General features: G+C 67.6%; 26 protein-coding genes and 1 pseudogene. 16 read left to right on the forward strand and 11 right to left on the reverse strand.

Going from position 1 to position 23,255, the window contains the following annotated elements; genetic code table 11:
• Positions 1-14: 14 nt before the first annotated feature.
• The 3 genes from ML01_RS17945 to ML01_RS17955 all read left to right on the forward strand — a co-directional run bounded on the left by ML01_RS17945 (position 15) and on the right by ML01_RS17955 (position 2,430).
• A complete protein-coding gene (locus ML01_RS17945) occupies positions 15-554 on the forward strand; it encodes a hypothetical protein (RefSeq protein WP_082674405.1) in 540 nt (179 codons plus the stop codon).
• 135 nt (positions 555-689) lie between these two features.
• Positions 690-1,895 (forward strand): hypothetical protein, encoded by a 1,206-nt coding sequence (locus ML01_RS17950; RefSeq protein ID WP_058556775.1) that lies wholly within the window; start codon positions 690-692, stop codon positions 1,893-1,895.
• A 304-nt stretch (positions 1,896-2,199) separates the two neighbouring features.
• Positions 2,200-2,430, forward strand: coding sequence for a hypothetical protein (locus ML01_RS17955; protein WP_058556776.1), 231 nt, complete (start codon positions 2,200-2,202; stop codon positions 2,428-2,430).
• Positions 2,431-2,461: 31 nt separating this feature from the next.
• On the opposite strand, the gene ML01_RS17960 is transcribed toward ML01_RS17955, so the two are convergent.
• Positions 2,462-2,974: a DsrE family protein gene (locus ML01_RS17960; RefSeq protein WP_058556777.1), complete on the reverse strand. Its 513-nt coding sequence runs from the start codon at positions 2,972-2,974 to the stop codon at positions 2,462-2,464.
• Positions 2,975-3,596: 622 nt separating this feature from the next.
• On the opposite strand from ML01_RS17960, the gene ML01_RS17965 reads away from it, so the two are divergent.
• On the forward strand, positions 3,597-4,826 hold the full coding sequence (locus ML01_RS17965; protein WP_058556778.1) for a PLP-dependent aspartate aminotransferase family protein: 1,230 nt from the start codon (positions 3,597-3,599) through the stop codon (positions 4,824-4,826).
• Here the strand turns inward: ML01_RS17965 and ML01_RS17970 are convergent.
• The gene (locus ML01_RS17970) at positions 4,823-5,158 is read right to left on the reverse strand and encodes a hypothetical protein (RefSeq protein ID WP_058556779.1); all 336 of its coding nucleotides are present in this window, start codon (positions 5,156-5,158) and stop codon (positions 4,823-4,825) included. The two genes, ML01_RS17965 and ML01_RS17970, sit on opposite strands and share 4 nt — an antisense overlap.
• Before the next feature lie 211 nt (positions 5,159-5,369).
• Entirely contained in the window at positions 5,370-6,425 is a 1,056-nt protein-coding gene (locus ML01_RS17975; protein ID WP_058556780.1) for a M35 family metallo-endopeptidase, read from the reverse strand.
• 249 nt (positions 6,426-6,674) lie between these two features.
• On the opposite strand from ML01_RS17975, the gene ML01_RS30715 reads away from it, so the two are divergent.
• The 10 genes and pseudogenes from ML01_RS30715 to ML01_RS30725 form a co-directional block, all read left to right on the forward strand.
• Positions 6,675-6,938: a hypothetical protein gene (locus ML01_RS30715; RefSeq protein WP_254045304.1), complete on the forward strand. Its 264-nt coding sequence runs from the start codon at positions 6,675-6,677 to the stop codon at positions 6,936-6,938.
• Positions 6,851-7,177 carry an N-acetyltransferase gene (locus ML01_RS17980; RefSeq protein ID WP_254045297.1) on the forward strand — a complete coding sequence of 109 codons (327 nt, stop codon included), beginning with the start codon at positions 6,851-6,853 and terminating at the stop codon, positions 7,175-7,177. Before ML01_RS30715 ends, ML01_RS17980 begins: the two co-directional genes overlap by 88 nt.
• Before the next feature lie 420 nt (positions 7,178-7,597).
• On the forward strand, positions 7,598-8,227 hold the full coding sequence (locus tag ML01_RS17985; RefSeq protein WP_058556794.1) for a TusE/DsrC/DsvC family sulfur relay protein: 630 nt from the start codon (positions 7,598-7,600) through the stop codon (positions 8,225-8,227).
• A 112-nt stretch (positions 8,228-8,339) separates the two neighbouring features.
• Positions 8,340-8,972, forward strand: coding sequence for an HPP family protein (locus ML01_RS17990; protein ID WP_082674406.1), 633 nt, complete (start codon positions 8,340-8,342; stop codon positions 8,970-8,972).
• On the forward strand, positions 8,969-9,541 hold the full coding sequence (locus tag ML01_RS17995) for an HPP family protein (RefSeq protein WP_058556781.1): 573 nt from the start codon (positions 8,969-8,971) through the stop codon (positions 9,539-9,541). Before ML01_RS17990 ends, ML01_RS17995 begins: the two co-directional genes overlap by 4 nt.
• Positions 9,542-9,594: 53 nt before the next feature.
• Entirely contained in the window at positions 9,595-9,861 is a 267-nt protein-coding gene (locus ML01_RS18000) for a transposase (RefSeq protein WP_156427813.1), read from the forward strand.
• 132 nt (positions 9,862-9,993) lie between these two features.
• Positions 9,994-10,905 (forward strand): hypothetical protein, encoded by a 912-nt coding sequence (locus ML01_RS18005; protein WP_058556783.1) that lies wholly within the window; start codon positions 9,994-9,996, stop codon positions 10,903-10,905.
• Positions 10,906-11,574: 669 nt separating this feature from the next.
• Positions 11,575-11,793: a type II toxin-antitoxin system PemK/MazF family toxin gene (locus ML01_RS30280; protein WP_216819219.1), complete on the forward strand. Its 219-nt coding sequence runs from the start codon at positions 11,575-11,577 to the stop codon at positions 11,791-11,793.
• A 213-nt stretch (positions 11,794-12,006) separates the two neighbouring features.
• On the forward strand, positions 12,007-12,489 hold the full coding sequence (locus ML01_RS30720; protein ID WP_254045298.1) for a DUF433 domain-containing protein: 483 nt from the start codon (positions 12,007-12,009) through the stop codon (positions 12,487-12,489).
• Positions 12,486-12,728 (forward strand): annotated as a pseudogene (locus tag ML01_RS30725) (DUF5615 family PIN-like protein); the annotation flags it as partial. The gene ML01_RS30720 and the pseudogene ML01_RS30725, both read left to right, overlap by 4 nt.
• A gap of 287 nt (positions 12,729-13,015) precedes the next feature.
• On the opposite strand, the gene ML01_RS18020 reads toward ML01_RS30725, so the two are convergent.
• Both ML01_RS18020 and ML01_RS18025 read right to left on the reverse strand, forming a co-directional pair.
• Entirely contained in the window at positions 13,016-15,604 is a 2,589-nt protein-coding gene (locus ML01_RS18020; protein ID WP_058556784.1) for a DEAD/DEAH box helicase, read from the reverse strand.
• A 3-nt stretch (positions 15,605-15,607) separates the two neighbouring features.
• Complete coding sequence (locus ML01_RS18025) at positions 15,608-17,575, reverse strand: site-specific DNA-methyltransferase (protein ID WP_254045299.1); 1,968 nt, start codon at positions 17,573-17,575, stop codon at positions 15,608-15,610.
• 376 nt (positions 17,576-17,951) lie between these two features.
• Between ML01_RS18025 and ML01_RS18030 the strand changes: the two genes are divergently transcribed.
• Positions 17,952-18,530 (forward strand): hypothetical protein, encoded by a 579-nt coding sequence (locus ML01_RS18030; RefSeq protein WP_162268046.1) that lies wholly within the window; start codon positions 17,952-17,954, stop codon positions 18,528-18,530.
• Between the two features lie 153 nt (positions 18,531-18,683).
• Here the strand turns inward: ML01_RS18030 and ML01_RS27555 are convergent, their stop codons facing one another.
• From ML01_RS27555 to ML01_RS18060, 6 genes are all read right to left on the reverse strand, one after another.
• The gene (locus ML01_RS27555) at positions 18,684-19,025 is read right to left on the reverse strand and encodes a UPF0175 family protein (protein ID WP_254045300.1); all 342 of its coding nucleotides are present in this window, start codon (positions 19,023-19,025) and stop codon (positions 18,684-18,686) included.
• A 371-nt stretch (positions 19,026-19,396) separates the two neighbouring features.
• Positions 19,397-19,846 carry a type II toxin-antitoxin system VapC family toxin gene (locus ML01_RS18040; RefSeq protein WP_058556787.1) on the reverse strand — a complete coding sequence of 150 codons (450 nt, stop codon included), beginning with the start codon at positions 19,844-19,846 and terminating at the stop codon, positions 19,397-19,399.
• Positions 19,843-20,088, reverse strand: a complete 246-nt coding sequence (locus ML01_RS18045) for a hypothetical protein (protein ID WP_058556788.1) — start codon at positions 20,086-20,088, stop codon at positions 19,843-19,845. The genes ML01_RS18040 and ML01_RS18045 overlap by 4 nt, the downstream gene beginning before the upstream one ends.
• A gap of 317 nt (positions 20,089-20,405) precedes the next feature.
• Positions 20,406-20,735 carry a DNA-binding transcriptional regulator gene (locus ML01_RS18050; protein WP_058556789.1) on the reverse strand — a complete coding sequence of 110 codons (330 nt, stop codon included), beginning with the start codon at positions 20,733-20,735 and terminating at the stop codon, positions 20,406-20,408.
• Positions 20,719-20,853, reverse strand: a complete 135-nt coding sequence (locus ML01_RS30730) for a hypothetical protein (RefSeq protein ID WP_254045301.1) — start codon at positions 20,851-20,853, stop codon at positions 20,719-20,721. Before ML01_RS30730 ends, ML01_RS18050 begins: the two co-directional genes overlap by 17 nt.
• Before the next feature lie 294 nt (positions 20,854-21,147).
• Entirely contained in the window at positions 21,148-21,741 is a 594-nt protein-coding gene (locus tag ML01_RS18060; RefSeq protein ID WP_082674408.1) for a helix-turn-helix domain-containing protein, read from the reverse strand.
• Between the two features lie 333 nt (positions 21,742-22,074).
• On the opposite strand from ML01_RS18060, the gene ML01_RS18065 reads away from it, so the two are divergent.
• Positions 22,075-22,737, forward strand: coding sequence for a Crp/Fnr family transcriptional regulator (locus tag ML01_RS18065; RefSeq protein WP_058556790.1), 663 nt, complete (start codon positions 22,075-22,077; stop codon positions 22,735-22,737).
• Positions 22,738-23,255: the final 518 nt, after the last annotated feature.

Here is a 23,255-nt window from a genome sequence, read left to right on the forward strand (position 1 = left end):
CACGAGGTCAAGCGATGACGGCAGGCCCAAAGTCGGACGAAGAACACCCCGCCGGCCTGCATGCGGGCCTCTGGCCGTCCGCCGACTACCACGCCCAAGTGGCGCGGCTGCGCGCCGCCGTCGGCGAGCGCATATACATCGCCGAGCTGCGCGACACCGAGACCCAGCTCGGCGCGCAGATTACCGACCGGCCCTATGAGCTGCTCGGCGTCATCGACTTCCCGCGCCCCGACCCGGCCCGCGGGCTGGCCCCGCACCTGGTGCTGCTCGATGACGGGCGCGGGGTGAATCTCGGGCGCATCGCGCGCATCAGCCGCCGCCCCTTCCAGCCTGCCGCGGATGACCTGCTGTACCTGGACCGCGCGGCGCACCGGACCCTGTTGTTCGCCGACCGGCGCCTGTCCAAGGCCTTCATCGCCGAGCGGGCGCAGGCCGCGCTGGGCCAGGTGCTCGGCTACGGCGCGCCAAGCCTGCCCCGGCAACTCGGCGGCGGCGCGGAGCAGGCCGCGGATGCAGACGGGTCCGACAGCGAAGACCCAAGCGCCGACCCATGAGCGGCGATCCCGCCCGCTACCATGCCTGGTACCAGAGCCCGCGCGGCGCCTGGATGGGCGCGCGGGAGCGCAGCTTGCTGCTGGAGCCTGGCCGATACCCTGCGACGATCGCGCTTCCCTTCCGACAGGAGCCCCATGAGCGAGTATCAATACTTCGAATTCCAGGCCATCGATCGCCCGTTGACTACCGACGAGATGGCCGAGCTGCGACGCTGGTCGTCGCGTGCCGACATCACCCCCACGCGGTTTTGCAACGAGTACCGGTGGGGCGATTTCAAAGGCAATCCGCAGCGTTGGATGGAGCGCTACTTCGATGCCTTCCTGCACGTCGCCAATTGGGGCACGCACTGGCTGATGCTGCGGCTGCCGGTGGAGCTGATGAGTCTGCGCGATGTCGACGACTATTTGCTCGGAGACGGACTGCAGGCGTGGCAGACCGACGAGCACCTGCTGCTCTCGTTCCGTTCCGACACAGAAGAGCCGGATTGGGAGGAGGGCGGTGGCTGGCTCTCATCGCTGCTCGGCGTGCGGCCCAGCCTGCTGCGTTGCGACCGCCGCAGCCTCTATCTCGGCTGGCTGGCGGGGGCCTGGGTCGGGTACTGGGCCGGAGACGCGGACGAAACCGCCGCAGAGCCGCCCGTGCCGCCCGGCCTCGGCGAGCTGGATGCCACGCATCGCGCCTTTGCGCAATTCCTGCGCATCCCAGACGATCTGGTCGCCGTCGCGGCGGAATCGAGTGCCCCGCTGCAAGCGTCCGGGGTCGGCATGGCGGACATTGCGCGCTGGGTGGCCGCTCGTTCCAGTGCCGAGAAAGACGCCCTCCTGACCGAGCTCATCCTCGGCGGCCAGCCGCACCGCCTTGCGGTGCTGCAACGAGAGATCGAGCGCGAGCTGAATCCGGTCGACCCCGCAGGCGGCTCGCACGCGCGCAGGACCCTGGGCGAGCTGATTGCGCGCGCCAACAGCATGACCCGCGAGCGTCAGGCCCGCGAGGCTGCGGCGCGCGCTGCCGAGCAGGCTCGCGCGCAAGCGGAGGCCGCTGCGGCGCGTCGCCGCTATCTTGCCGGGCTGCGCGGTCGCGAGGAGGCGCTGTGGCGCAAGGTCGATGACCTGATCGGCAATCGCCAGGCGTCAACCTACAAAGAAGCGGTGGACCGGCTGCGCGACCTGTGCGATCTCGCGGTGGCCGACGGTGCGCTCGATGACTTTTCGGCTCGCATCCGCCAGCTACGAGCAGCGCATAGTCGCAAGCCCGCGCTCATTCGTCGGCTCGACGAGGCCGGGCTGGCCGGAATCGACACCGCATCGGAGGATCTCGGGCAGACCAGGTCGGGCGCGTAGAGCGGCCAACCTTCCGCTCGCGGCGGACTGGCATCGCCACCGGCGATCAGGGCGTTGTCGTGACCCGCGAAGCCTTCGCGCAGGTGGGCGGCTTCCCGCCGCTGGCGCTGATAGCAGACTCAGGCGTCGCCATACAACACCCGCCCTTCGCCGTAGGCGCGCGCAACGACGTGGGTTTGGGGCCGCGCCGCGGGCCGCGCCGATTGTCCCATTGCCCTGGTCGGCGCGTACAGTGCACGCGCCGCGCGCTGCTGCGGGCGCCGGCGGAACCATCCCGAACAACCCATCGACAGGAACCCTCGCCATGTTTGCCTGGCTCGACCGTCTGCCCTTTGGCCTGCTGCTGATCATCGCGCTCACGCTGGGGCTCGCCCCGTTCGTGCCGGAGCCCCACGTCTGGGAGAAGCTGAAGATGCTGGCCGCGGGTGAGCTGGTGCGGCCCATCGACATCTTCGATTTGCTCCTGCACGGCGTGCCTTGGCTGCTGCTGCTGGCCAAGCTCGCGCGCTTGGCGCTGGCGCCGCGGCGCCGCTGAGCCCGCGGGCCGCGGCGGCGCGGGCGGGCCGTCACATGATCGGGATGATCGCGTAGCCCTTGGCCTGATAGCCGATCTGCGAGACGAAGGTGTTGCCCACGTGCTCGACACCCGGCAGCAGGGTCTCGGCGTCCACGCCGGTTAGGCGCGTGGCCACTGAGCAGGCCTCGGCGCGGACGTTGGGCTTTTTCAGCATCGCCTGGAGCTGCTCGGCGACGCCGTCGAGGTGCGGCTCCTCGTCGAGCGGTACGTCGGTGCGGTCACTGGTGATGAGCGTCACGGACGGGCCGCGGAACGTCAGCACCATGTCCGGCTCCACGCCCTGGCGCTTGAGGTCCTCGTAGGTCTCGTCCATGACCTTGAGGTAGAGCAGCATCTTCTTGGCATCGGCCATGTTGATGTCCCACGCGATCTTGCCGGAGTCCACGCCGGCCAGGGCCGAGGTGTCCGCGGGCTTCTCGGCGCTGACGAGGCCGGGAAGGAGCAGCAGCAGTAGCAGCAGCGGCAGGAACGACGGCCGGGCTCGGACTTGGGGATTGCGCATGGTTGATCTCCTCTGATGGTTGTGTTGTCACGTGGCGGATGATGTCACGCGTCGATGGCCGGGATGCCGGGCCGATCGTCGGCAGGATCTGCTCCGACAGGATGATGCTGGAGCCGTAGGGCGGTCAATTCCAGGCAGGGAGCGCCGGCTGGCGCGACCCGCCCACGGTGCCAGGCTGGTGCTTCGCTGCCGAGATCCCGAGACCGTGGTTGCATCGTTGTCGTCGTCGTGATCGTTATCGAACGTGGTCGTTATCGAACGTGGTCGTTATCGAACGTGGGCGGTGTTGACGGGCGTTGACTGGAGTGTTGACCTCCAGGTCAACACGACGACAGAGCGGGATGCACTGATGTCGCGTGTTCGAAGCCGACCGGGAGGTCGGCTCTCCGGCCCGGCCCGGCCCGGCCCGGCTCTGGCTCAGGCTCGGCCCCGCGGCCCAGAGCGCCCTTCGAGGCGCGACACCGCAGCAGCGGTGTCGCGAGTGGACCCGCCCGCGACGACCCGAGACGAGGAGGGCTCCCTTGGCCCATCGCGAAAAGCATTCGGCGCCGTCAAACCGTCTGGCGACTTCCGCGCCAGCCACCGACCAAGCAAGCAACGAGCACCACCGAGGAGCCCCGCCATGCCCGACACCCCCGAGCGCAGCCTCGCCACCCGCTGCGTCCACGCCGGCGAGGCCGCCGACGCCCACGGCAGCCCGCACACGCCGGTCTACGCCACCAGCACCTTCGCCTTCCCGTCCACCGCCGCGATCCTGGACGTGGTGGAGGGGCGCGCCGCCGGCAGCCTCTACACTCGCTATGGCCTGAACCCGAGCATCCAGGCGCTAGAGGCCAAGCTCGCCGCCATCGAGGGCGCCGAGGCAGCGCTCGCCTTCGCCTCCGGCATGGCCGCCGAGGCGGCGCTGTTCCTCGCGCACGGGCGCAGCGGCATCGTCTGCATCGGCGACGCCTACGGCGGCACGCTGGAGCTGCTCGCGGACCAACTGCCGCTGCTCGGCATCCGCACCCGGCTCTTGCTCGGCAGCGAGCTGGAGCAGCTCGACGGCCTGCTCGCGGACGGCTTCGGGCTCGTGTTCCTGGAGACGCCGACCAACCCGGCGCTGGAGGTCTTCGACATCGCCGCCATCGCCACACGCGCCCACGCGCACGGCGCCCTGCTGGCGGTGGACAACACCTTTGCCTCGCCGGTGAATCAGCAGCCGCTCGCGCTCGGCGCCGACCTGGTCGTGCACAGCGCCACCAAGTACCTGGGCGGCCACAGCGACCTCACCGCCGGCGCGCTGATGGGGCCGGCGGAGCTGATCGCGGTCGTGGCGAACTGGCGCAAGAACTTGGGATCAGTGCTCGCGCCCGAGACCGCCGCGCTGCTCGCGCGCAGCCTGCGCACGCTGCCGGTGCGGGTGCAGGCACAAAACGCCTCGGCGCTGGCCATCGCCCGGGCCATGGCGACGCACCCAAGGGTCGCGCGGGTGCTGCATCCGGGGCTGCCGTCCTGTCCCGGTCATGCGCTCGCGGCGCGGCAGATGACGGGCTTCGGCGGCATGCTGACCCTGGAGATCACCGCCGGCGACGCCGAGCCCGCGGCGGCGGCGGCCGCGGTGGTGGACCGGCTGCGGCTATTCACGCTCGCGCCGAGCCTGGGCGGCGTCGAGAGCCTGGTGACCCAGCCCTGCACCACGACCCACCATGGTCTCTCGCCGGCAGAGCGGCAGCGGCGCGGCATCAGCGATGCGATGATCCGACTCTCCATCGGCCTCGAAGACCCGGCCGAGCTCATCGCCGACCTGGAGCAGGCGCTGGCCGGCGCGGCCGGGTGCTTGGCCGTGGAGAAGGCCACGGGGCCGCGTTAGGGGGCGGGGATCGAGGTACGAGCTTCGACATCGACTAGGTAAGTCCGGCCCGCTTCATTGGTGATGCGCAGACGCCCGTCGGGATCGAACGCCATCGATTCGAAAAACACCCACTGCACGTCGGCTTCCAGCTTGGGGTCGATTGGATTGCCGTAGACGGCCAGGGTCCAAAGCGGTCGTCCAGTGCTTGCCTCCGTGGCCACGAGCATGCCACCGACTTGGTCGCGGCCGAGGTCGCGCCCGTCTTGGGCTTGGGAATAACGCACACCGTCGCGCTCGACGGGGGGGACTTCGCGCGGCGCGCGGCGGTCGGCCGAGCTGTTGATCAACATAGGTATACCCTTCTGCGTAGATGCGTTTGAAGCCGAGGAATGGCCGGCCGCCGTTTGCTCTTGTCGTGCATGCGTCGGTGCAGGCGGCTGCTGCATCGGCGCTGGTCCGCCGGCGTGACCGTGGCTCGGGTCGGGTGCCGCATCGACGGTTTGGCCGAGCGACGCCAGCACGGCCGCGAGCAATGGGCCGCGAAATAATGCGCAGCGCATGTCAGACCTGCACCTTCTTGTAGTCGCTCTTGGTCATACGACCTCCGGAGTCCATACAGAACATCGCCCAGCTATCGGCATTGGCAAGCGCGCGCGCGGCATTGAAGCTCGCGCTGGTTGCGTCGGGTTTGAGACCGGAGGCGTGGTGGCGATAGCGGTGATCTTCGGTCTTGGCCTCGCGGTGGCTGAGCTCGTGCACGACGATGCGGGCCCAATTCTTGAGGTCGCGAAACATGTCGCCTTCGCTGAAGAACGCAGGTTCGATATAGACCACATCAAGTCGCTCGTGGTCTTTGAATACGAAGGCATTGGTATTCGCGTTCGCGGGATCGTGGCGATCCTTGGGCATGTCGGTGAACAGGAGGAATGTGGACTTGATGCGGGTTGAGATCTTTTTGAGTCCGGCGTTGAGGGTCTCCGCCGCCGCGACCATGGTCTCGTCCGTCGAGGTATCGTCGGCGATCCAGCGCTTCAGCGTTGCCATGTGCTTCTTTTCTTTCGGGCTCGACGCAATGATCATCGCCTTATGTACCCATTTCAGACCTTCTTGCGTCGCCTCGGACAGGTGCTTGCGGTCGGAGACGCTGAAATGAGACGTGGCGTCGTCCAGTAGTGCGCTGATGCCCCCGTAGTCCTTGCCGGCCAGGTCGGCTTCCGGCCAATCCCGGTAGCCATCGGGCAACGACAGCACCCACACCTTGTGACTGCCCGATTTCTTGACCAGCCAAAGGCGGCGCACGACCTCCAGCGCCGAAACGCGGCGCGCCAGCGCCTCGGGAATTGCCGCGGAGGCTCGATCCGGCAGCTTGGCGAGCCCCGCCCCCGTCAGCATCGTCGCGGTCGCCTTGACGTTCTTCTTCACTCCGGCAGAGACGGCCTTGCGGATGGCTTCGCACGCCTTGTAGTGATCGACGTTGAATCCGTCGCCGACCACCAGTCGCCGAGTGTCGTCGATAATGCGCTTCCAATCGTCGGTGTTCGCATAGTCCTTGCTCTTTAGCGTTTGGATGGTCGCGGCGTGGCGTGTCGCGTATAGGTCTTTAAGCTCGTAAGCCATCGGTTTTATCCCCGCCTCGGTGTTGTCTATATCTATCTATGTGTGTAGCCGGCTGTTGTGCCGGCAAGCGGACGTATAGCACATCCGCGCCGCCCCGAGCGTCCAGGCTGCCTTGGCGGGACGTTAGCGGGGACCGGATGTTCGGTCAACGTCCAACGGCGCCGTGACGGCGGTCGGGCTGAATCCGCCCGAGCCGACACCGGCGCTTAAGCGTGCGAGGGCCGCCCATGAAGGGCTGATCGGTCCGGCATGACCGATCAGCCCTTCGCGATCGGGCTTCTCGGTGAAGAAGATCGTTCGGGCTTGTGCTGCGGCAGCGAGCCGCTGGATCGCTACCTCCAGACCCTCGTCGGCCAGGATGTTCGCCGCAGGGTCAGCGCCTGCTATCTGGTGGTAGAGAAGGCCACGGGGCATATCGCCGGCTATTGCACGCTGTCCACCGCGGACGTTCCGGTTTCCGAGCTTCCCGGCGACATCACACGCCGGCTCCCCGTTACCCCTCCGCACCCGTAGCCCGGATCGGGCGGCTTGCCATCGATCGGCGCTTCCAGGGCCGCGGGCTCGGTGGCGCGCTCGTCCTCAACGCTGCGATGCGCGCCTTGCGCTCGGAGATCGCCGTCTTCGCACTGGTGGTCGATGCGAAAGACGAGCAAGCCGCGGCCTTTTACCGCCACCTCGGCTTCAGCGCGTTCGTCTCCAACCCGCTTCAGCTCATCGCGCCGATCGAGACCTTCCGCAAGCTCCTGGATTGAACGGGGCCGGCCTGGATCGTATTCCCGGCCACCCGGATGGTCCGCACAGCGGAGTATCTACAAGCAGCGCCGTTGCCGTAGTCCCGAGGGCCAAGGGCCAACGAAGCCGTCCTCGGCCCTCGGCCCTCGGCCCTCGGCCCTTAGTTCAATGCGCCAACGAGGGGGCGGCGCAAGACCGCGCTCCTTGTCGATCTGAGGCTGCGCCTCGCTCGAAGCCGGTAGGTCACTCCCCTGCTGCGACCCGCGCCGCGGCCCGTCGGCCCGGCCCGGCCCGGCATCCGCGCAGGCACCGCCCGGCGGCTCCGATTTGATACGCATCAAGGCCCCGCGCCGCTGCGGCCGTTAACTGTAGTCGGCAAAGCGCGGGCGGCGGCCGACGCCTCCCACCCGCATGCCGGCCCATGGGGCCAGGAGGAGATGATGATCACGGTGAATGTGTTCATGCGCGCCACCGGCGAGCCGCTCAAGCGCATGCCGGTGCTGCTGGAGCTGGACCCGGACGGCCGGCGCACCGAGCTGGTGGATACCGACCGCAGCGGGCGCGCGCGCTTCGCGTCGAGCGCCGAGAGCGGCAAGGTGCTGGTGGCGGGGGTGGAGCGCTATCAGGGCCTGTTCGCGGAGGAAATCCCCATCGGCCTCTGGTCGGTGGTCGAGAGCACCGACGACGCCGGCGACCTGCCGCACGGCAGCAATGCCTACAGCGGCATGGAGACGCGCATGGTGCCGGTGGACGGCCGTGCGGTGCAGACCGACAGCGAGGGTTATCTGGTGGACCCGTCGGACTGGAGCGAGGCCTTCGTCCGTGCCCTGGCCGAGTCCGAGGGGCTTACGCTGACGGCACGGCACTGGGCCGTGATCCGCTTTCTGCGTGAGCACTATCGGCGCCACGGCAGCCAAGCCTCGGTGCGCGACATGGTGCGGCACTTTCGCACGCAGTGGGGGCCGACGGACGGCGACAGCGCCGCGCTGCACCGGCTCTTTCCACGCGGCGGTCCGCAGAAGCAGGGCAACCGCCTGGCCGGCCTGCTCCGGACCAAGGGCGAGCATTGACCGCAGGGAGCCTGCCGACAGCGCGCGCCGTCGCCGCCGTCACCCACGCCGCCGGCCCCTGCGCGATGGCCGCGCCGAGCCCGCCACCCCGCCGCCACCCATGGAGCCCCCGATGCCCGACCAGCGCAAGACCGGCCCTCTGCCCGGGGCACAGCAGCCGCCCGCCGATGCGTTCGAGCTGGACGACGAGGACGTGCTCGACGCCATGCGGCAGATCCCCGGCTATCTCGACATCAGCACCGAGGACTTTCGCGCCATCTACCGCCTGGCGCACGCCCACGCTCGGCAACGGCTGCTCCGGGGGTTGCGCGCGGCGGAGCTGATGCGCACGGGCATTCGGCCGCTGGCGCCGGACTCGTCGCTGCACGACGCGGCCGAGTGTCTGGTGCAGCAGGGGCTTAAGGCGCTGCCGGTGGTGGCAGCCGACGGCAGCGTCGCGGGCATGCTGACGGAGAACGACTTTCTCGGCTGCCTCGGGGTCCGCAGCGTTCTCGATCTGCTGCTGCGCCTGGACGCGGCAGCGCCCGCCGATGTCGCCCGCTGCCGCGATGCCCGCGTCTCGGCGCTGATGTCGGCGCCCGCCATCTGCGTCGCCGAGCAGGCACGGGCGCCTGAGATGCTGCGGGCCTTCCGCCGCCATGCCGGGCGCAGCATGCCCGTCATCGACGCCGACGGCCGGCTGCGCGGGCTCCTGCTGCGCAAGGATCTGTTGCACGCGGCGCATCTGGACGACGTCGGCGCATGAGCCTCCGGCGGTCCTGCTCGCGGTACTTCTCCAAATGGCGCGGCACCACCCGCGGCAGCCCGCCGCGGGTCAGCAGCGCGGAGGTGCTATGGTCATGGGTGGGCGCCTTCGTCGGCATCGCGCTGGTGACTTGGCTCAACACGCGCTGGTTCAGCGGCACGGATGCGGGGCTCCTGATCGGCTCCCTCGGCGCCTCGGCCGTGCTGGTGTACGGCGCCGCGCGCAGCCCCCTGGCGCAGCCGCGCAACCTGGTCGGCGGCCACGTTCTGTCCGCGCTGGTGGGGGTCGGCTGCTGGCAGCTCCTCGGTCACTGGCCCGGCGTCGCGGAGCTGCTCGCCCCCGGGCTCGCGGTGGCGAGCGCCATCGCGCTGATGCACCTGACCCGCACCCTGCACCCGCCTGGCGGCGCAACCGCGCTCATCGCCGTCATCGGCTCCGAGGACATCCACGCCGCCGGCCTCTGGTATGTGCTCATCCCCGCCGGCCTCGGGCCAACCCTGCTGCTCGGCGTCGCGCTGGTGGTGAACAACCTGCCCGCGACAAGGCGCTATCCCGAGACTTGGTGGTGAGCGGCCCAGTGCGATATATCGACGCGATCTATCAAATCGAAGAGAGCAAGAACATGCCCTATCTGAGTTTTGTCGAGCGCCGCGGCGAGGCCCGTGGCGAGGCCCGTGGCGAGGCCCGCGGCGAGGCCCGTGGCGAGGCCCGTGGCGAGGCCCGTGGCTTCGGCGTGATGCTCCGCGGCCAGATGGAACAGCGCTTCGGCCCGCTGTCCGAAGCCGTCAGCGCGCGCCTCGATGCGGCCGATGCGGATCAGCTCCTTGCCTGGAGCCGGCGGGTTCTGGACGCGCGCACGCTGGACGAGGTCTTCGCAGACGGCGCCTGAACCGATCGCCAATGTATTCCGGTGCTGAGGCAGAGCCTCTGACCCTCGCCGCCTCCAGCGTCGAGAGGCCTGTTTGACGCGAGCAGCGGTCCGGCTTAACGTCGGCGCCGAGTAACAACCGTCGCCAACGCCATGCACGACGACTTCGACAGCCCTTGGAAGGACATCCTGGAAGCCTACTTCCCGGACTTCATGGCCTTCTTCTTCCCCGCCGCCGCCGCGGAGATCGACTGGTCGCGGGGCTTCGAGCTGCTGGACAAGGAGCTGGCGCAAGTCGTCCAAGACGCCGAGCTGGGACGGCGCTACGCCGACAAGCTGGTGCGGGTCCATCTCCTGGACGGCAGCGAGGAGTGGCTGCTGATCCACATCGAGATCCAAGGCCGGCGCGAGGCCGGCTTTGCTCAGCGCATGTTTGTTTATGCCTACCGGCTCTACGACCGCTACGCCCGCGAGATCGTCAGCCTCGCCGTGCTCGCCGACAGTAGCCCCGGCTGGCGACCGAGCCGCTTCGAGATCGGCCGTTGGGGCAGCCGGCTCGGGCTGGAATTCCCGAGCATCAAGCTGCTCGACTACGCGGGCCGAGAGGTCGAGCTGGCGGCGGAGCTAAACCCGTTCGCCACCATCGTGCTGACCCACCTGGCCGCCCTCGCCACCCGCGGCGACGCCGAGGCCCGCTACGCGGAAAAGCTCAAACTCACGCGCCGGCTCTATGAACGCGGCCTGTCCAAGCAGCAGATCCTGGACCTGTACCGCTTCATCGACTGGGTGCTGCGCCTGCCCGAGGCGCTGGAGCTGAAATACACCGATGCGATCTATCAGATCGAGGAGAGCAAGAACATGCCCTACCTGAGTTTTGTCGAGCGCCGCGGCGAGGCCCGCGGCTTCGGCGTGATGCTCCGCGGCCAGTTGGAACAGCGCTTCGGCCCGCTGTCCGAAGCCGTCATCGCGCGTCTCGATGCGGCCGATGCGGATCAGCTCCTTGCCTGGAGCCGGCGGGTTCTGGACGCGCACACATTGGACGAGGTGTTCGCAGACGACGCCTGAACCGATCGTCACTTTTGTCCGGTGCCAAGGCAGAAGAGCCTCGGCACGAGTACGAACCGAAGGCTCGTCGGGGGCTTCCGTTGGTGGCCGCGCACCGGCGGCGGTCAGTCTCCCTCTTGTCCGGCCCCCCGGCCGCTAAGCCCTAGCGAGGCAGAGCCTCAGACCGACCAGGGCACGGCGCCTCGTCTTGCGCGGCCCGCTCGTCGGCGCATTGGGCCAAGGGCCAAGGGCCGAGGCGGGCTCCCTTGGCCCTCGGCCCTCGGTCCCTTTGCCTGCAAGCGCCTTGTCGTCGTGAAACTTGACTCAACTGCAAGCATTCGGCGCCGTCAAGCAAACTAGTGCACCACCGCGGAAGTTGCGAGGCCGTTCCCGGGTACGCCGACTTTAGTCGGGGCCGGCTCAGGCCGTTGCCGGCGGTCACTCTCGCGACACCGCTCCAGCGGTGTCGCGCGTCCGCGGGCGCTCTGCGCCCAGGTGCGCTTGGGCGCGGGAACGGCGCGCGGCGCGGGGCGGCAGAGCCGCGAAGAGGCGTGCCGAGGCAGAGCCTCGGCACGAGAGCTAGCGGATACGCACCCAGAGCCGCGGCGTGGCAGACTACGTCGCAGCAACGCCGGAGGCCGCGGCCTTCTTCGACGACTGGGGCACGCCGGGCGGCGACACCGAGCGGCAATGAGCTTCAGCGCCGGACAGATCGTGTTGGCGGACTGGCGCGACGCCTTGCCGAAGGAGCCCAACACGCGCCGCCCCGCCGTCGTCGTCGAGGACAAACAACTGTTCGACGACGCCTACCCGAACCTGATTCTCGTGCCCTTGGCAGACGACCCCGGACGCGCCATTGGCGAGTTGGCCGTCCGCATCGAGCCCACGCCCGAGAACGGCTGTGCCTAGCCCGGCCACGCGCTGGCCCACCATGTCACCACCGCGTCCAAGCGGCGCATCACCGCGACGCCTTCGCATGTCACCGACGCCCAGCTCGCCCACATCCGTCGCTTGATCGCATTGGCGATTGGCGTCGAGACGGCGGCGACTTGATCATTCGGGTTGGCTGGCGGGACCGCCCCGTTGGCCCGTGCATCTTGAGGCGCTGCGGGCTGTTCTCCGATGGGTGGCGACGGCTTGCGCGGCGCAGCCGGGACCAATGCCGCCCACCCGTTGGCCGCAGCGCAGGGAGTTGCGGGATGGCTGACACCGCGAAGCGGTGCCAGCAGTCAAGGCTCGACCGGCGAGTGGGGCTTGGTCGCGGAAAACCAGCTTGCGCTAGACTGCCAGCTCCGCATCCGCCGGATTTTTCGTTCGGTGGCGTCGACCGGCGGCAGCGACTGGCGCCAGGGTAACCCGATGATTCAAGACGAGCTCCTGCAACGCATCACCGCGCGCCCCGACGTCTTCGGCGGCAAGCCGATCATCCGAGACCTGCGCATTTCCGTCGAGATGATCCTGAGCCTGCTCGCCCAGGGCGAATCCCCGGCTGCGATTCTCGGCGACTATCCCGGCCTGGAGCCGGCGGACATCAACGCCTGCCTCGCTTACGCCCATGCCGTGATCGCCCATGATCGGATCGACCGAATCGCATTATCGGGATGAAATTCCTCGTCCACCGCTGCGCCGGACGCCGTCTTGCCGACTGGCTGCGGGATCAAGGCCATGACGTGCGCGAGGCCACCGAGGTGACGCCGGATCCTGGCGACCAGGCCCTGTTGCGCTGGGCGGTCAGCGAACAACGGATACTCATTACCATCGACAACGACTTCGGGCTCCTCGTCTTTCATCGCGACGAGCCCCACACCGGCATCGTGCGCCTGCCCGATCTGCCCGCCGAACAGCGTATCGCGCTGATGGCAACGGTTATCGAGCGCTACGCGGAAGCCCTTGCCGGCGGCGCGATGCTCACCGTCTGCCCGGATCGCGTCCGCATCTCAGGACCACGGCCGCCGGCCTCCTTAGCAAGGCGCGGCACGCTGCGGAACCTGCTGCTCGACCGGCCCGTGTTCTGGGTGGCGGGCCAGAACGAACAACGCGAGCAACCGGGTGATGTTGTCGCGAGCTCGCGACACCGCTCCCGCGGTGTCGCGCATCTTCGCACTCACTACTGCCTTGCTCGTCGCCGCTGTCAATACTCACTCGCCCGCGGCCCCTCATACAGGCTCCGGGCGTCGGCAGCCGCGCTCACGGCGTCGCGCACCTTGGCATCCGTCAGGTCCAAGACCCGGAGCTTCTCGCCGACCTCCGCAATGGCATCCACCCGCCGCACCTTGCCGGCATGAAGCTCTGCATAGGCGGCCAGCCCGCGCAGCTTCGGCAGCGCGTCGCTGAACTGCGTGCCGTGCGGGTCCACGATGTCCACCGCAATGGAGCCGTCCGACTGGCGCGAGAAGATCAGGAAATCCGGCCGCACGATGCGCGTGTCGTCGCCGTCCCCATAGGCGATGCCGAGCGAATAACTGCCGGCGCGCGGCGGGTTGCGATACCAGGCGACGAAGCCCGGGCGCTGCATCTCCGTCTTCAGCACGCGGGTTTCCCAAGCGTTCAGGTCGGCCGGAAACAGCCCGTCCGCATCGCACATCAGGTGATGCGGATAGGTCTGCAATGGCGTCACCGTCCCGTCCAGCTCGCGCACCTCGGTCGGTTCCACCCAGACATCAGGCTTCTCCAGCTCGCTGTCCTGCGGCTCCGTGCTCATTTGCTTGATGCCGTCGTAGACCGCCCGGCGCTTGTCCGTCAGGCCCTTGATAGCAACGCGGTGCTGCTGCTGCCAGGCATTGGCGAGCTTGGCCGCCTCCGCCTCCAGGTAGGTCTTCACGTCCGGCACCAGACCCAGCGCGGCGATGTCGGCGTGGGCGGCCATCAGGGCTTCTTCGGAGTCGGCCGCAGTGATGTTCTTTGCGGCCAGGGTTTCTGCATAGCGCTTGCTGAGATCGGCACCGAGCGTGCGCCGGGCGTTGCCGTAGGCGGCCTCGACGACGGCGTAATCGGCGTCCTCGAAGAACCGATCCAGGCTCTTCTGCTTCGCCTTCAGGTCCGCCCGCAGGCTTTGGCCTTCCACCACCAGCACCCGCGAGCGGGCGGCCGTGATCTCGTCCGCGTAGCGCACCCGCGCCGCATTCAGCGCCTTGATCAACTCCGTGTAGGCCCGCTTGCCGGCATCCGCCAGCAGCCCATCCGCCGCCAGCTCGTGCGCCAGCAGGGTCAGCCGGCGCACCGGCTTGGCCTCGCGCTGGGGCGGGCGCTGCGATGGCAGCGTGACAAAGGCATCCCACACCGCATCCGGCACGGCGGGGTTCGGCGTCATTTCTTTCGGGTTGATCAGCACGCGCCTGCCGGGCAGCGGCGGGCCGCCGTCGCCGCCATACATCAGCGCATCGGCCACCGCGCTCACCGATGTCGCGTCGAAGAACGGCAACAGGCAGGCCACGGCATTCAGCCGGTCATCGCCGGGGATGCGGCGCGCGAGCGGCGTGCGCACCATGCGGCCCATCAACTGCGTGATGTGGGTGCGGTCCCGCGCCGGGCGGAACGACACCATCACCTCCGCCCGCGGACAGTCCCAGCCCGTGCTGATGGCGTCCTTCGCGATCAGCACGCGCACGTCCGTTGCGTCCTGCACGTGCTCCGGGGAGAGGTAGGGCACGCTGTAGGGGCCGAAGGTCTGGGTGCTGTGCTCGCCGAAGACGTGGGCGAAGTGCTCCGGCGTCAGCGCCGGCCAGGTGTCCAGGATCACCTTCAGCGCGCGGCCGATGTCCTCGTGGTCCGGGGCATTGGGCACCTGAAACACCATCAGCGGCACCACCGGCGCGGCGTCCCCCTCGCGCTCCGCATAGGCCGCCCAGGCGGCGGTGGATTCCTTCAGCTTCTCCGTGGCGCGGCGCAGCAGCACCGTGTCGTACTGGCCCGCGTCCTTCGGGATGTCCAGCACGATGGTGTCCTTGAGCAGCCCGGACGCCTGCACCTTGGCCGCGTCCACCTCCACGTTTGCGAAGGTGTTGCGGTTCTGCATGCCCGCCATGGCCTCGGTGAAGCGCTCGATGGTCGCGGAAATGCCCCAGACGACCGGGATCGCCGGCACCGAGCCCGCGCCGTTGATCAAGCGCCGCACGATGGTGGACTTCTCGCTCGCCGCCGCCTTGCTCGGCGTGCCCATGCCGCGGTGCGCTTCATCCAGCACCAGATACAGCGTCAGGTTCGGGTCTTCGATGGTGTTGCGGATGGTGTCCCAGATGGTGTGGGCGCGCAGATCGGGCCGCATTTCGAGCCCCAGCTCGGCTTGAGCCGCCTCCGCCGCGTCCGGCTCGTGCCCGCGCACCAGGAGGCTCTTCTTGCCGAGCTTCTGCGTGTTCAAAAAGTAGATCTTGCCGGGGTCGAACTTCTCCTGGACGAAGTCGGTTTCGACAGGCTTGAAACGGCCCTGCAAGCCGTCGGACGCCTCGCCGAGCCGAAAGCGCGTCTGCTCGTTCAAGGACGGGTCGTCGCTGAACCAAATCACCACGGCGCCCGGGTCCGGCTCGAAGTCATAGGTCTCGCTGCCCAGAAAGAGCGCCTCCAGCCCCGCCGCGGCCATCACCGTCTTGCCCGCGCCGGTGGTCGCGGCCAGCGCAAAGGCGTAGCGGTCGCCGTCATCGCGCCAGTGCTTGCGCGCCTTGGCGAGTCTCTCCAGCACGCCGCGCACGGCGTCCTCTTGGTAGTCCTTGAGCGTGAACTTCACGGGTCAGTCTCCGTTGGCGAACTGGAAGTTCGTGAGGTAAGACTCATAGAGCCTAAGCGGCTCCACCCCCGCCGGCAGGCAGCGCGCGACGGCCTGAAAGCGCCCGGGGTCGTCGGTGACGATGTAGGCGATGCGCAGCCCCGGTGCCGCCGCCACCGCGGCGCAAAAGGGCGCCGCCGCGTCCAGGTCCGCGAGCAGCGCATAGGTGTCCGCCAGCGCGAAGCCCGCGTCCGGGAGTGCATCGATGCGCCGGCCCTCGCTGCCGGCGCGCAGCCACAGGAGCGGTGCAATGCGTGCGAAGGCCAGGTTGTGGTCCACCGCCACCGGGCTCTCGAAGGTCAGCGTGAAGAACTCCGCGTTCTCCGCAAAGCCCTCCGCCATCGGGAACTCGTCCGTGAACTTGTAATCGCCCGGAATCGGCTCGCCATCCGGCGTCAGCCCCGTGATGGCCGCGCGCACCCGGGGCTTGGTGATGTGCTCGCAGATGCCCCATTGCTCCCATTCCGGGTCGCCAGGGCGAAGCCCCTGTTGCCGCAGCGCCTTCTGCTCGTCGGCGCCGACCTCGTTGTTCGTCACCAGGATGCACCGGCGCCGGCCGCCGTCCTGGCGGTTCAGGCGCATCACGGCATGGGCGGTGGTGCCGGAGCCGGCGAAGAAGTCGAGGATGGTGGCGTTGGGTTTGTTGGCGATGAAGAACCGTAGACTGTCTTCTACAGCGTAGAGACTTTTCGGGAAAGGGAACCTGCGCGCTGACATTATGTCCCCGAGCAACCTGGAACCGTATTGCGTCGCGTCATGGCTCGAAATACGCCACTGCGTGCCAGGGATGGCACGAACGAGAGTCGCGTCCTTTTGCTCGACTACAAGTGATCCATCCGTCTCCTTGCCAATGACCTTGAATTCTTCTCGCTGGATCTTCCCGTATTCGCCGTTCTTTAGAATATAGATGACGAAACCTTTCTCTAGGCTGCCCCCGATCCGGACGCGCCCTTCGGCAATTCGTTTTCGCAAGGTGTCAGGATACCATTGCCAATTACCTTCAGTCCCGTTTCGGCGAATCGGCAAAAGGGCGACGAGGCCCTCTATCTCTTCGGACGCGGATGTGCCCTGTGGCAGAGGATCTCCAACCTGTGCGATGCGCGGAACAGCAGGGTCAATGTAAATCGGATAGAAGAGCCCCGGTCGGTCAGTTCTGGCCGCATTTGTGCCGCTCCGTCTGAGCAAGTCCCAGCGAATATTCCCGGTGTGCGTCCGTCCTTTGCTGGATACCCAATCGCGACTCAAGAGGAGTTTTTCAGGCGCCGCCCGACCGAACATCGCAAAAAAAAGGTACTCGTCGTTGCGACCGAACCCGCCCGGTCGTGCCACATTTGCAGGATTAACCATGCTGCTGGTCATCTGAATCCGAGCATCTGCAAACGTCTGCTCCAACAGCAAGCCGAGACGCAAGTATTCCTTCTCGTCAATCGTCACGATCAACACGGAGTTATCCGGATTCAATAGCTCCCTCGCCAGCCTCAACCGCCGCTCCATCATCGCCAGCCACTTGCTGTGCCGGTAGGCGTCGTCGGCCTCGACGAAGTCGTTGTTGTACTTCCAATCCTTGGCGCCGGTGTTGTAGGGCGGGTCGATATAGATCGCGTCGATCTTGCCGCGGTGCGTGTAAGTCAGCGCCCGCAGCGCGAGGTAGTTCTCGCCGTTGATGACGGTATGGAAGGGCCTGTCGCCGCCGCGCTCGACCTTGCCGGTGCTGACCAGGCCGGGGTAGATCAGGTCGCGGAACGCGGCCACCACCACCAGGTCCGCGAGCGCGGCCTCGCGCGTCTCCGGCACGTCGGCGCCGGCCTCTTCCAGCGCGGCGCGGCGGGCATCGCCGGTGCCAGAGATGGCCGTCACGCGCCACAGGCGCTGATCGCCCCGGCCGGTGCTGCCGCGCGGCGGCAGCAGCCGCACTTGGTCGCCCTTGCGCACGGGGCGGCTCGGCAGCTCCACGGCCTCCGGGCGGTGGCGCTCGAAGTTGAGCCCGAAGGCGCGGCGGGCGGACAGGATCTTGAATTCACGCTCCAGGTCCGCGCCCAGTTGCGGGTCTTTGGCCTTGAGCTGTGCCAGCAGTTCTGTGAGTCTCGACACGGTGTTCCGTCTGTGTTAGCTGAGCGTGAATCGGGGCGGGCCACATGCGCAGCGGCGCCAGCCGGGCGGGGCCGACATGCTACAACAGCCACGCGGAGGATACGCGGGCGACCTGCCCGGCCTGCGCGCGCATGCGCGCGACGCGATGCCCATGACGACAACGACGCCAACCCCCGGCGCAGCATGCCGGGCGAGGCCGCACACCGCGGGGAAAACAATGCCGATTCCTTACCTAAATGGTCTGCCTTGGACGACGTGGTCGCGGGAAGAGCGCCTGTTCTGCGCCGTGCTGTATGAGCACGCGCGCCGCTGCCCGGGCGAGTTTGCGGCATGGCTCATCGAGAGCACTGGGCTCAACATCCCTTCCGCCGGCGATTGGGACCTTGGCTTCGAGGTCTGCCTGTATCGCGATTTCCTGTGGCAGCAGCCGGGGCTGACCGCCAAGGGCAGCGGCCTGTCAGCAAAGCGCACCTTCGACCTCTGCCTGTTCGGCGAGACGAGCATCATCATTATTGAGGCGAAGGTGTGCGGGGGGTTTACAACCGAGCAGTTGGAGAACATTGGCAAAGACGTTGCCCAAATCCGCAGGCTCCCCGGGATGCAGGATTTGAATGTCTTGCTGGTCGCGCTCGCGTCGGCGCGCTATCTGGCGAATGCGCGCAAAAGGACGCGTGACACATTCAAGGGTTGGCTCTCGTGGCAGCAGCTTTTCGAGCATTTCCCTGAGCCGCTGTTCGAGCAAGCCGACAAGATGTACGCCGGCAAACGCGGCGAGCTGTTGGGGCGAACGGCTTGACCAAGCCGCGCAGGCCGTCAAGGTCGCAGGAGTCTCGCGCGTCGAAGACGCCAACGGCGAGTGCGCTCGACGCCGGCGATGTACCCGCGATAGCTAAGGGTGTGCGGCAGCATGCATCTGCGCTCGATGTTTGCTCCGGGAGAAGCCGGCTGATCAGCGAGGGGGATCGCGCTCGGTGTCCCGGTCCGGCTCCAGCTCGGCGATGGCAGCGAACAGACGCCGGGCATTAGCCGGGCTGCGGAGCAGATAGTCGGTGTCGGACAGCTCGGCGACCGCTTCAAGGTCCTCGCGTGCCGTTTCGTCAGCGATGATCACGGCGTAGCCGAAATGCTCTCTGAGCCGCTCGCGAAACGCCACGACGCCGAGTCCGGACAATTCGGCCGCCTTGCCGAAGCTGATTTTGCCCGCGTGGTAGAGACTGGCGGCGAGGAAGAAGTCTTGGGCGCCGACGCCGAGGGGCTCCAGTACGGTGGCGAAAGCGGGGTTCAGGTTCAATGCGGACATGATCGAGCTCCGATGTGGTCGACAGGGCGCGGATCGCTGCCTACTGCGATCCGGCGGAGGCGCGCACACTCTAAAGAGACGCCTTCGTGGGCCTTGAGCCGGGACACCAACGCGAAGAGGTTGTCGTCGCGCGGCTTGCCGTCCTCACTCAGTATGTGCATCAGGCCCTTGGGGCGCTTCTGCAATTGCGCGCCGAGGGCGTCGAAGCCGACGGTGGCGTTGACGTACGTAGTCGCGCAGCCGGGCGGCGCGGGCCTTGCGGATCATGGTTGGGTCCGTATGACTTCGAGCGTCCGTCCGCGGTGGTTGGCTCAGGTCCTGTGCAGGTGTTCCACGTAGCCGGCGGTGACTGGCATTGGCGGTCAATCTTTCGGCGGATTGACCGAGCTCGGCTGCTTCCGCTGGGCTTTTTCGGTTAGGCCATCCCAGGTGAGGATCTGAATTCTCCCCTCCGCCGCGGAGGCTAAGCGCCTGTCGTTGGTCCAAAGCTCCTCGCAGGCGACGTGGAGCGCTGCGGCGAGGTGCAGGGCATCTGGCGTCTTGAGGCCGTGGCGGACACGGAGATCGGTAGCGAGATCGAATACCGCACGGTCCAGCGGCACTGTGACACAGCGATCGAAGAGCCGCCGGTAGGTTTCGAGGTACTCGTTTTGTCGCTTACGTAGCGCGCCAACGCGGGACTCGAGACGCACCAGATCGCTACTGACCAGGTGCTGACCTTCGAGAGCTCTGGACAGGCAATCCTGCTGGTCTGGCCTTCCCTCGACAAGGTCGATGACGATGCAGGTATCGAGGTAGACGCTCCCCTTCATCGGTCACCCCATGCGGTCCGCTCCTCGTCCACGCGCGCCACGATCTCCTCGTGGGTGAGCCCCCCCGAGGTATTCCTAGGCAGTTGCTCCAAGAAATCGTCCAGGTTGCCCTTCGCCGAAGGCTTGCACTCCGCATCGAACAGGATGATCACGCGCGCCGGCCCGGTTGCGGACTCGTCGGGGAGCTTCAGACTGAGCTCATGGTCGGGAGTGATGTTCGCGGTCAACTCAATGGCTTGCATTTGGCGGGGCTCTCCAATGTGGTGCCCGGGCGTCGGGCATTGATGGTACTTCGATAAAGCAGGGACCGTGCCATCACGGCTCGACCCCGTGTCTCTTGAGCCAATTGCTCAGCGTCGTCGCATTGCCGAAGCCGAGCAGCCGGGCGGCGCGGGGTCTTGTTGTTGCTGGCCCGGGTGTGAGCGATCAGAAGATTTCTTGTGGTGAAGCACGGTTTCTTCCGCCCGGTTGCTCGACCGGCGGCCGCTGCCTGCCCAGATCCGTGTCGGGCGGAAACGCCCGGTGAGACGCCATCGCCGCGGCGAAACGGCGCACCGACTTATTCCGCGCCCAGCTCGCGCAGGACTTCGGGATGTCGCTCTGCGACGCGGAGCAGGGTCTTAGCGGCACCACTCGGCTCGCGCCGGCCTTGTTCCCAGTCTTGGAGGGTGCGTTTGGAAATGCCCAGCAGGCTCGCGAAGCGCGCTTGGGACAGCTTGGCGGCGAGTCGCGCCTTGGTGACGGGCGACTCGATCACTTGATCGCCGCGGACGATGCTCACGCGCCCGAGTCGCCCGGCTTCAAGGTCAGCGATCGACGCCAGCAGCTCCGCGTTCAAGTCGCGCTCCGCGTCGCGTTGCAGCAGCTCGTCATCAGTCAATGTCGGCATGATCGACAATCTCTCTCAGGGTGTTGAGGGTGGTGGAGGCGATGTTCTTCCGAGCACTCTTCGCATACACCGTCAGTAGCCAAATGCGCCCCTTGGTGTCCTGGACGTAATAGAGCACGCGGAGTCCGCCACGTTTGCCCATCCCCGGGCGCGACCAGCGCAGCTTCCGCACGCCGCCCGTTGCCGGCACGACATATCGCCGGCGCTGGGGTTTGCGGCGAGATAGGTCTGTAGCTGAGCCAGCTCCCCGTCGTCGAAGTAGTCCGCGGCATAGCGCGAGAACAGCGGCAGCTCGATGAAGGCGTGCATGCTTGGAGCATACGGCAATGCCGGATCATCGCAAGTCCGTCTGCGCCCGCCGCGCGTGGCAGCCTCCGGCCCTTGCCGCGCGGCCGACGGGGCAGGTTGCCCGTCAGGGCTCGCCGCCATGCCTTTTCAGCCAATTGCGGAGCGTGGTCGCGTTGCCGAACCCGAGCATCTTCGCGGCACGGGCCTTGTTGCCGCCGGTGTGCTGCATCGCTTGTTCTAGATAGTGGCGCGCAACGCGGTCGATGATGCCATTGAGATCAATGCCTTGGGGGATGTCTTGGGCAAGGACCGGGGCTGCAGCGGCCGGGGTGGCGGGGCTCGGCAGCAGGGCGTCGCGGGCATCGTCCGCATCGATGAGCTCGCCCGGGGTCCAGACGGCGGCGCGGCGCAGCGTGTTCAGCAGCTCGCGGACGTTACCGGGCCAGGGGTGCTCCAGCAGCAGTTTTCTTGCGGTGACGGAAAGCCGCTTGGGCGCGTAGCCGGGCTCGGTGGCGCTCTCGGCGTTGACTTGGTCGAGCAGGCGCTCCAGCAGCAGGGCGGCGTCGCCGTCGCGCTCGCGCAGCGGCGGCAAGGTGAGGACGGCGACGACGAGGCGATAGAACAGGTCCTCGCGGAAGCGGCCGGCGGCGACTTCCTCGATCAGGCTGCGGTTGGTGGCGGCGCCGTATCCGGTACTTGTCGTTGTCGTTGCCGTCATCGTCTCGCGCAAATCTCGATAACGACCACGATGACGACCACGACACCTGCCACGACAACGCGGGCAAACGGGCTCGGGATTCCCACAGCGAAGCACTAGATTGCTTGACGGCGCCGAATGCTTGCAGATAAGTCAAGTTTCACGACGACAAGGCGCTTGCAGGCAAAAGGGCCGAGGGCCGAGGGCCAAGGGAGCCCGCCTCGGCCCTTGGCCCTTGGCCCTTGGCCCAATGCGCCGACGAGCGGGCTTCGCAAGACGAGGCGCCGTGCCCTGGTCGGTCTGAGGCTCTGCCTCGCTAGACTGTCGGCCCAACCTCGCTGTTCCCGACCCGTCATGCTCGAAGACCTCCGCAACGCCCCGCTGCTGTCCCGCCTCACCGACGAGCAACTGGAGCGCGTGCGCAAGCGCGCGGTGCAGCGCCGGCTCGACGAGGGCGAGCTGCTGTTTGCCCAGGGTGCGGCGGCGGAGCGGTTCTATCTGGTGCAGTCCGGCCAGATGCGGCTGTTTCGCCTGGCGCCGGACGGCAGCGAGAAGGTGATCGAGATCGTCTCGCCGGGGCAGACCTTCGCCGAGGCGCTGATGTTTCTGGAGGCGCCGCGCTATCCGGTGAGCGCCGCGGCGCTGGCGCCCACCCGGCTCATCGCCATCGACGCCGCCGACTTCGCCGCCATGCTGCGCGGCTCCATGGACACCTGCTTCGTCGTCATGGGCGCGCTGAGCCAGCGCCTGCGCGCGCTCATCGGCGAGATCGACGAGCTGACGCTGCACAGCGCCAAGGGCCGCGTCGCGCGCTGGCTGTTGGCGCGCTGCCCGGCGGACCGGCGCGCGCTGGTGCTGGACGTGCCCAAGGGCGTGCTCGCCTCGCGGCTGTCCATCCAGCCGGAGACCTTCTCGCGCGTCGCCAAGCAGCTCGTCACCGACGGCGTCATCGAGGTGCAGGGCGCGCATGTGACGGTGCTCGACCGCGACGCGCTCGCGCGCGTGGCGGCGGATTGAGGGGCCATGTTTCTTCCGCAGGGCGGTGAGCGTGCTGGGGGTCAGCGCAGGTGTAGCGGAGTAAGGCTTGCCCGTGAGCGCCTGGTGTTGACGGCTATTGACGGGTGCTGACTGGAGTGTTGACCTCCAGGTCAACACCGCGACAGAGCGAGATGCACTGATGTCGCGAGTGCGGAGCCGACCTGGAGGTCGGCTCTCCGGCCCGGCTCCCGCCCGGCTCCGGCCCGGCTCCGGCCCGGCTCCGGCTCGGCTACACGAGGGCAAGTGCTTCGCTGCCGAGTCTCCGCCGTTCCCGCGCCTCACTGCCCCGCGCCGCAGATGCGCGACCCCGCTGGAGCGGTGAATGATCGTGGCAGTCATCGAACGTCCGCGGTGTTTACGGGTATAGACGGGTGTTGACTGGAGTGTTGACTGGAGTGTTGACCGGAGTGTTGACCTCCAGGTCAACACCGCGACAGAGCGAGATGCACCGATGTCGCGAGTGCGGAGCCGACCTGGAGGTCGGCTCTCCGGCCGGG

Origin of the sequence: Thiohalocapsa sp. ML1, assembly GCF_001469165.1 — a bacterium.
GTDB lineage: Bacteria > Pseudomonadota > Gammaproteobacteria > Chromatiales > Chromatiaceae > Thiohalocapsa.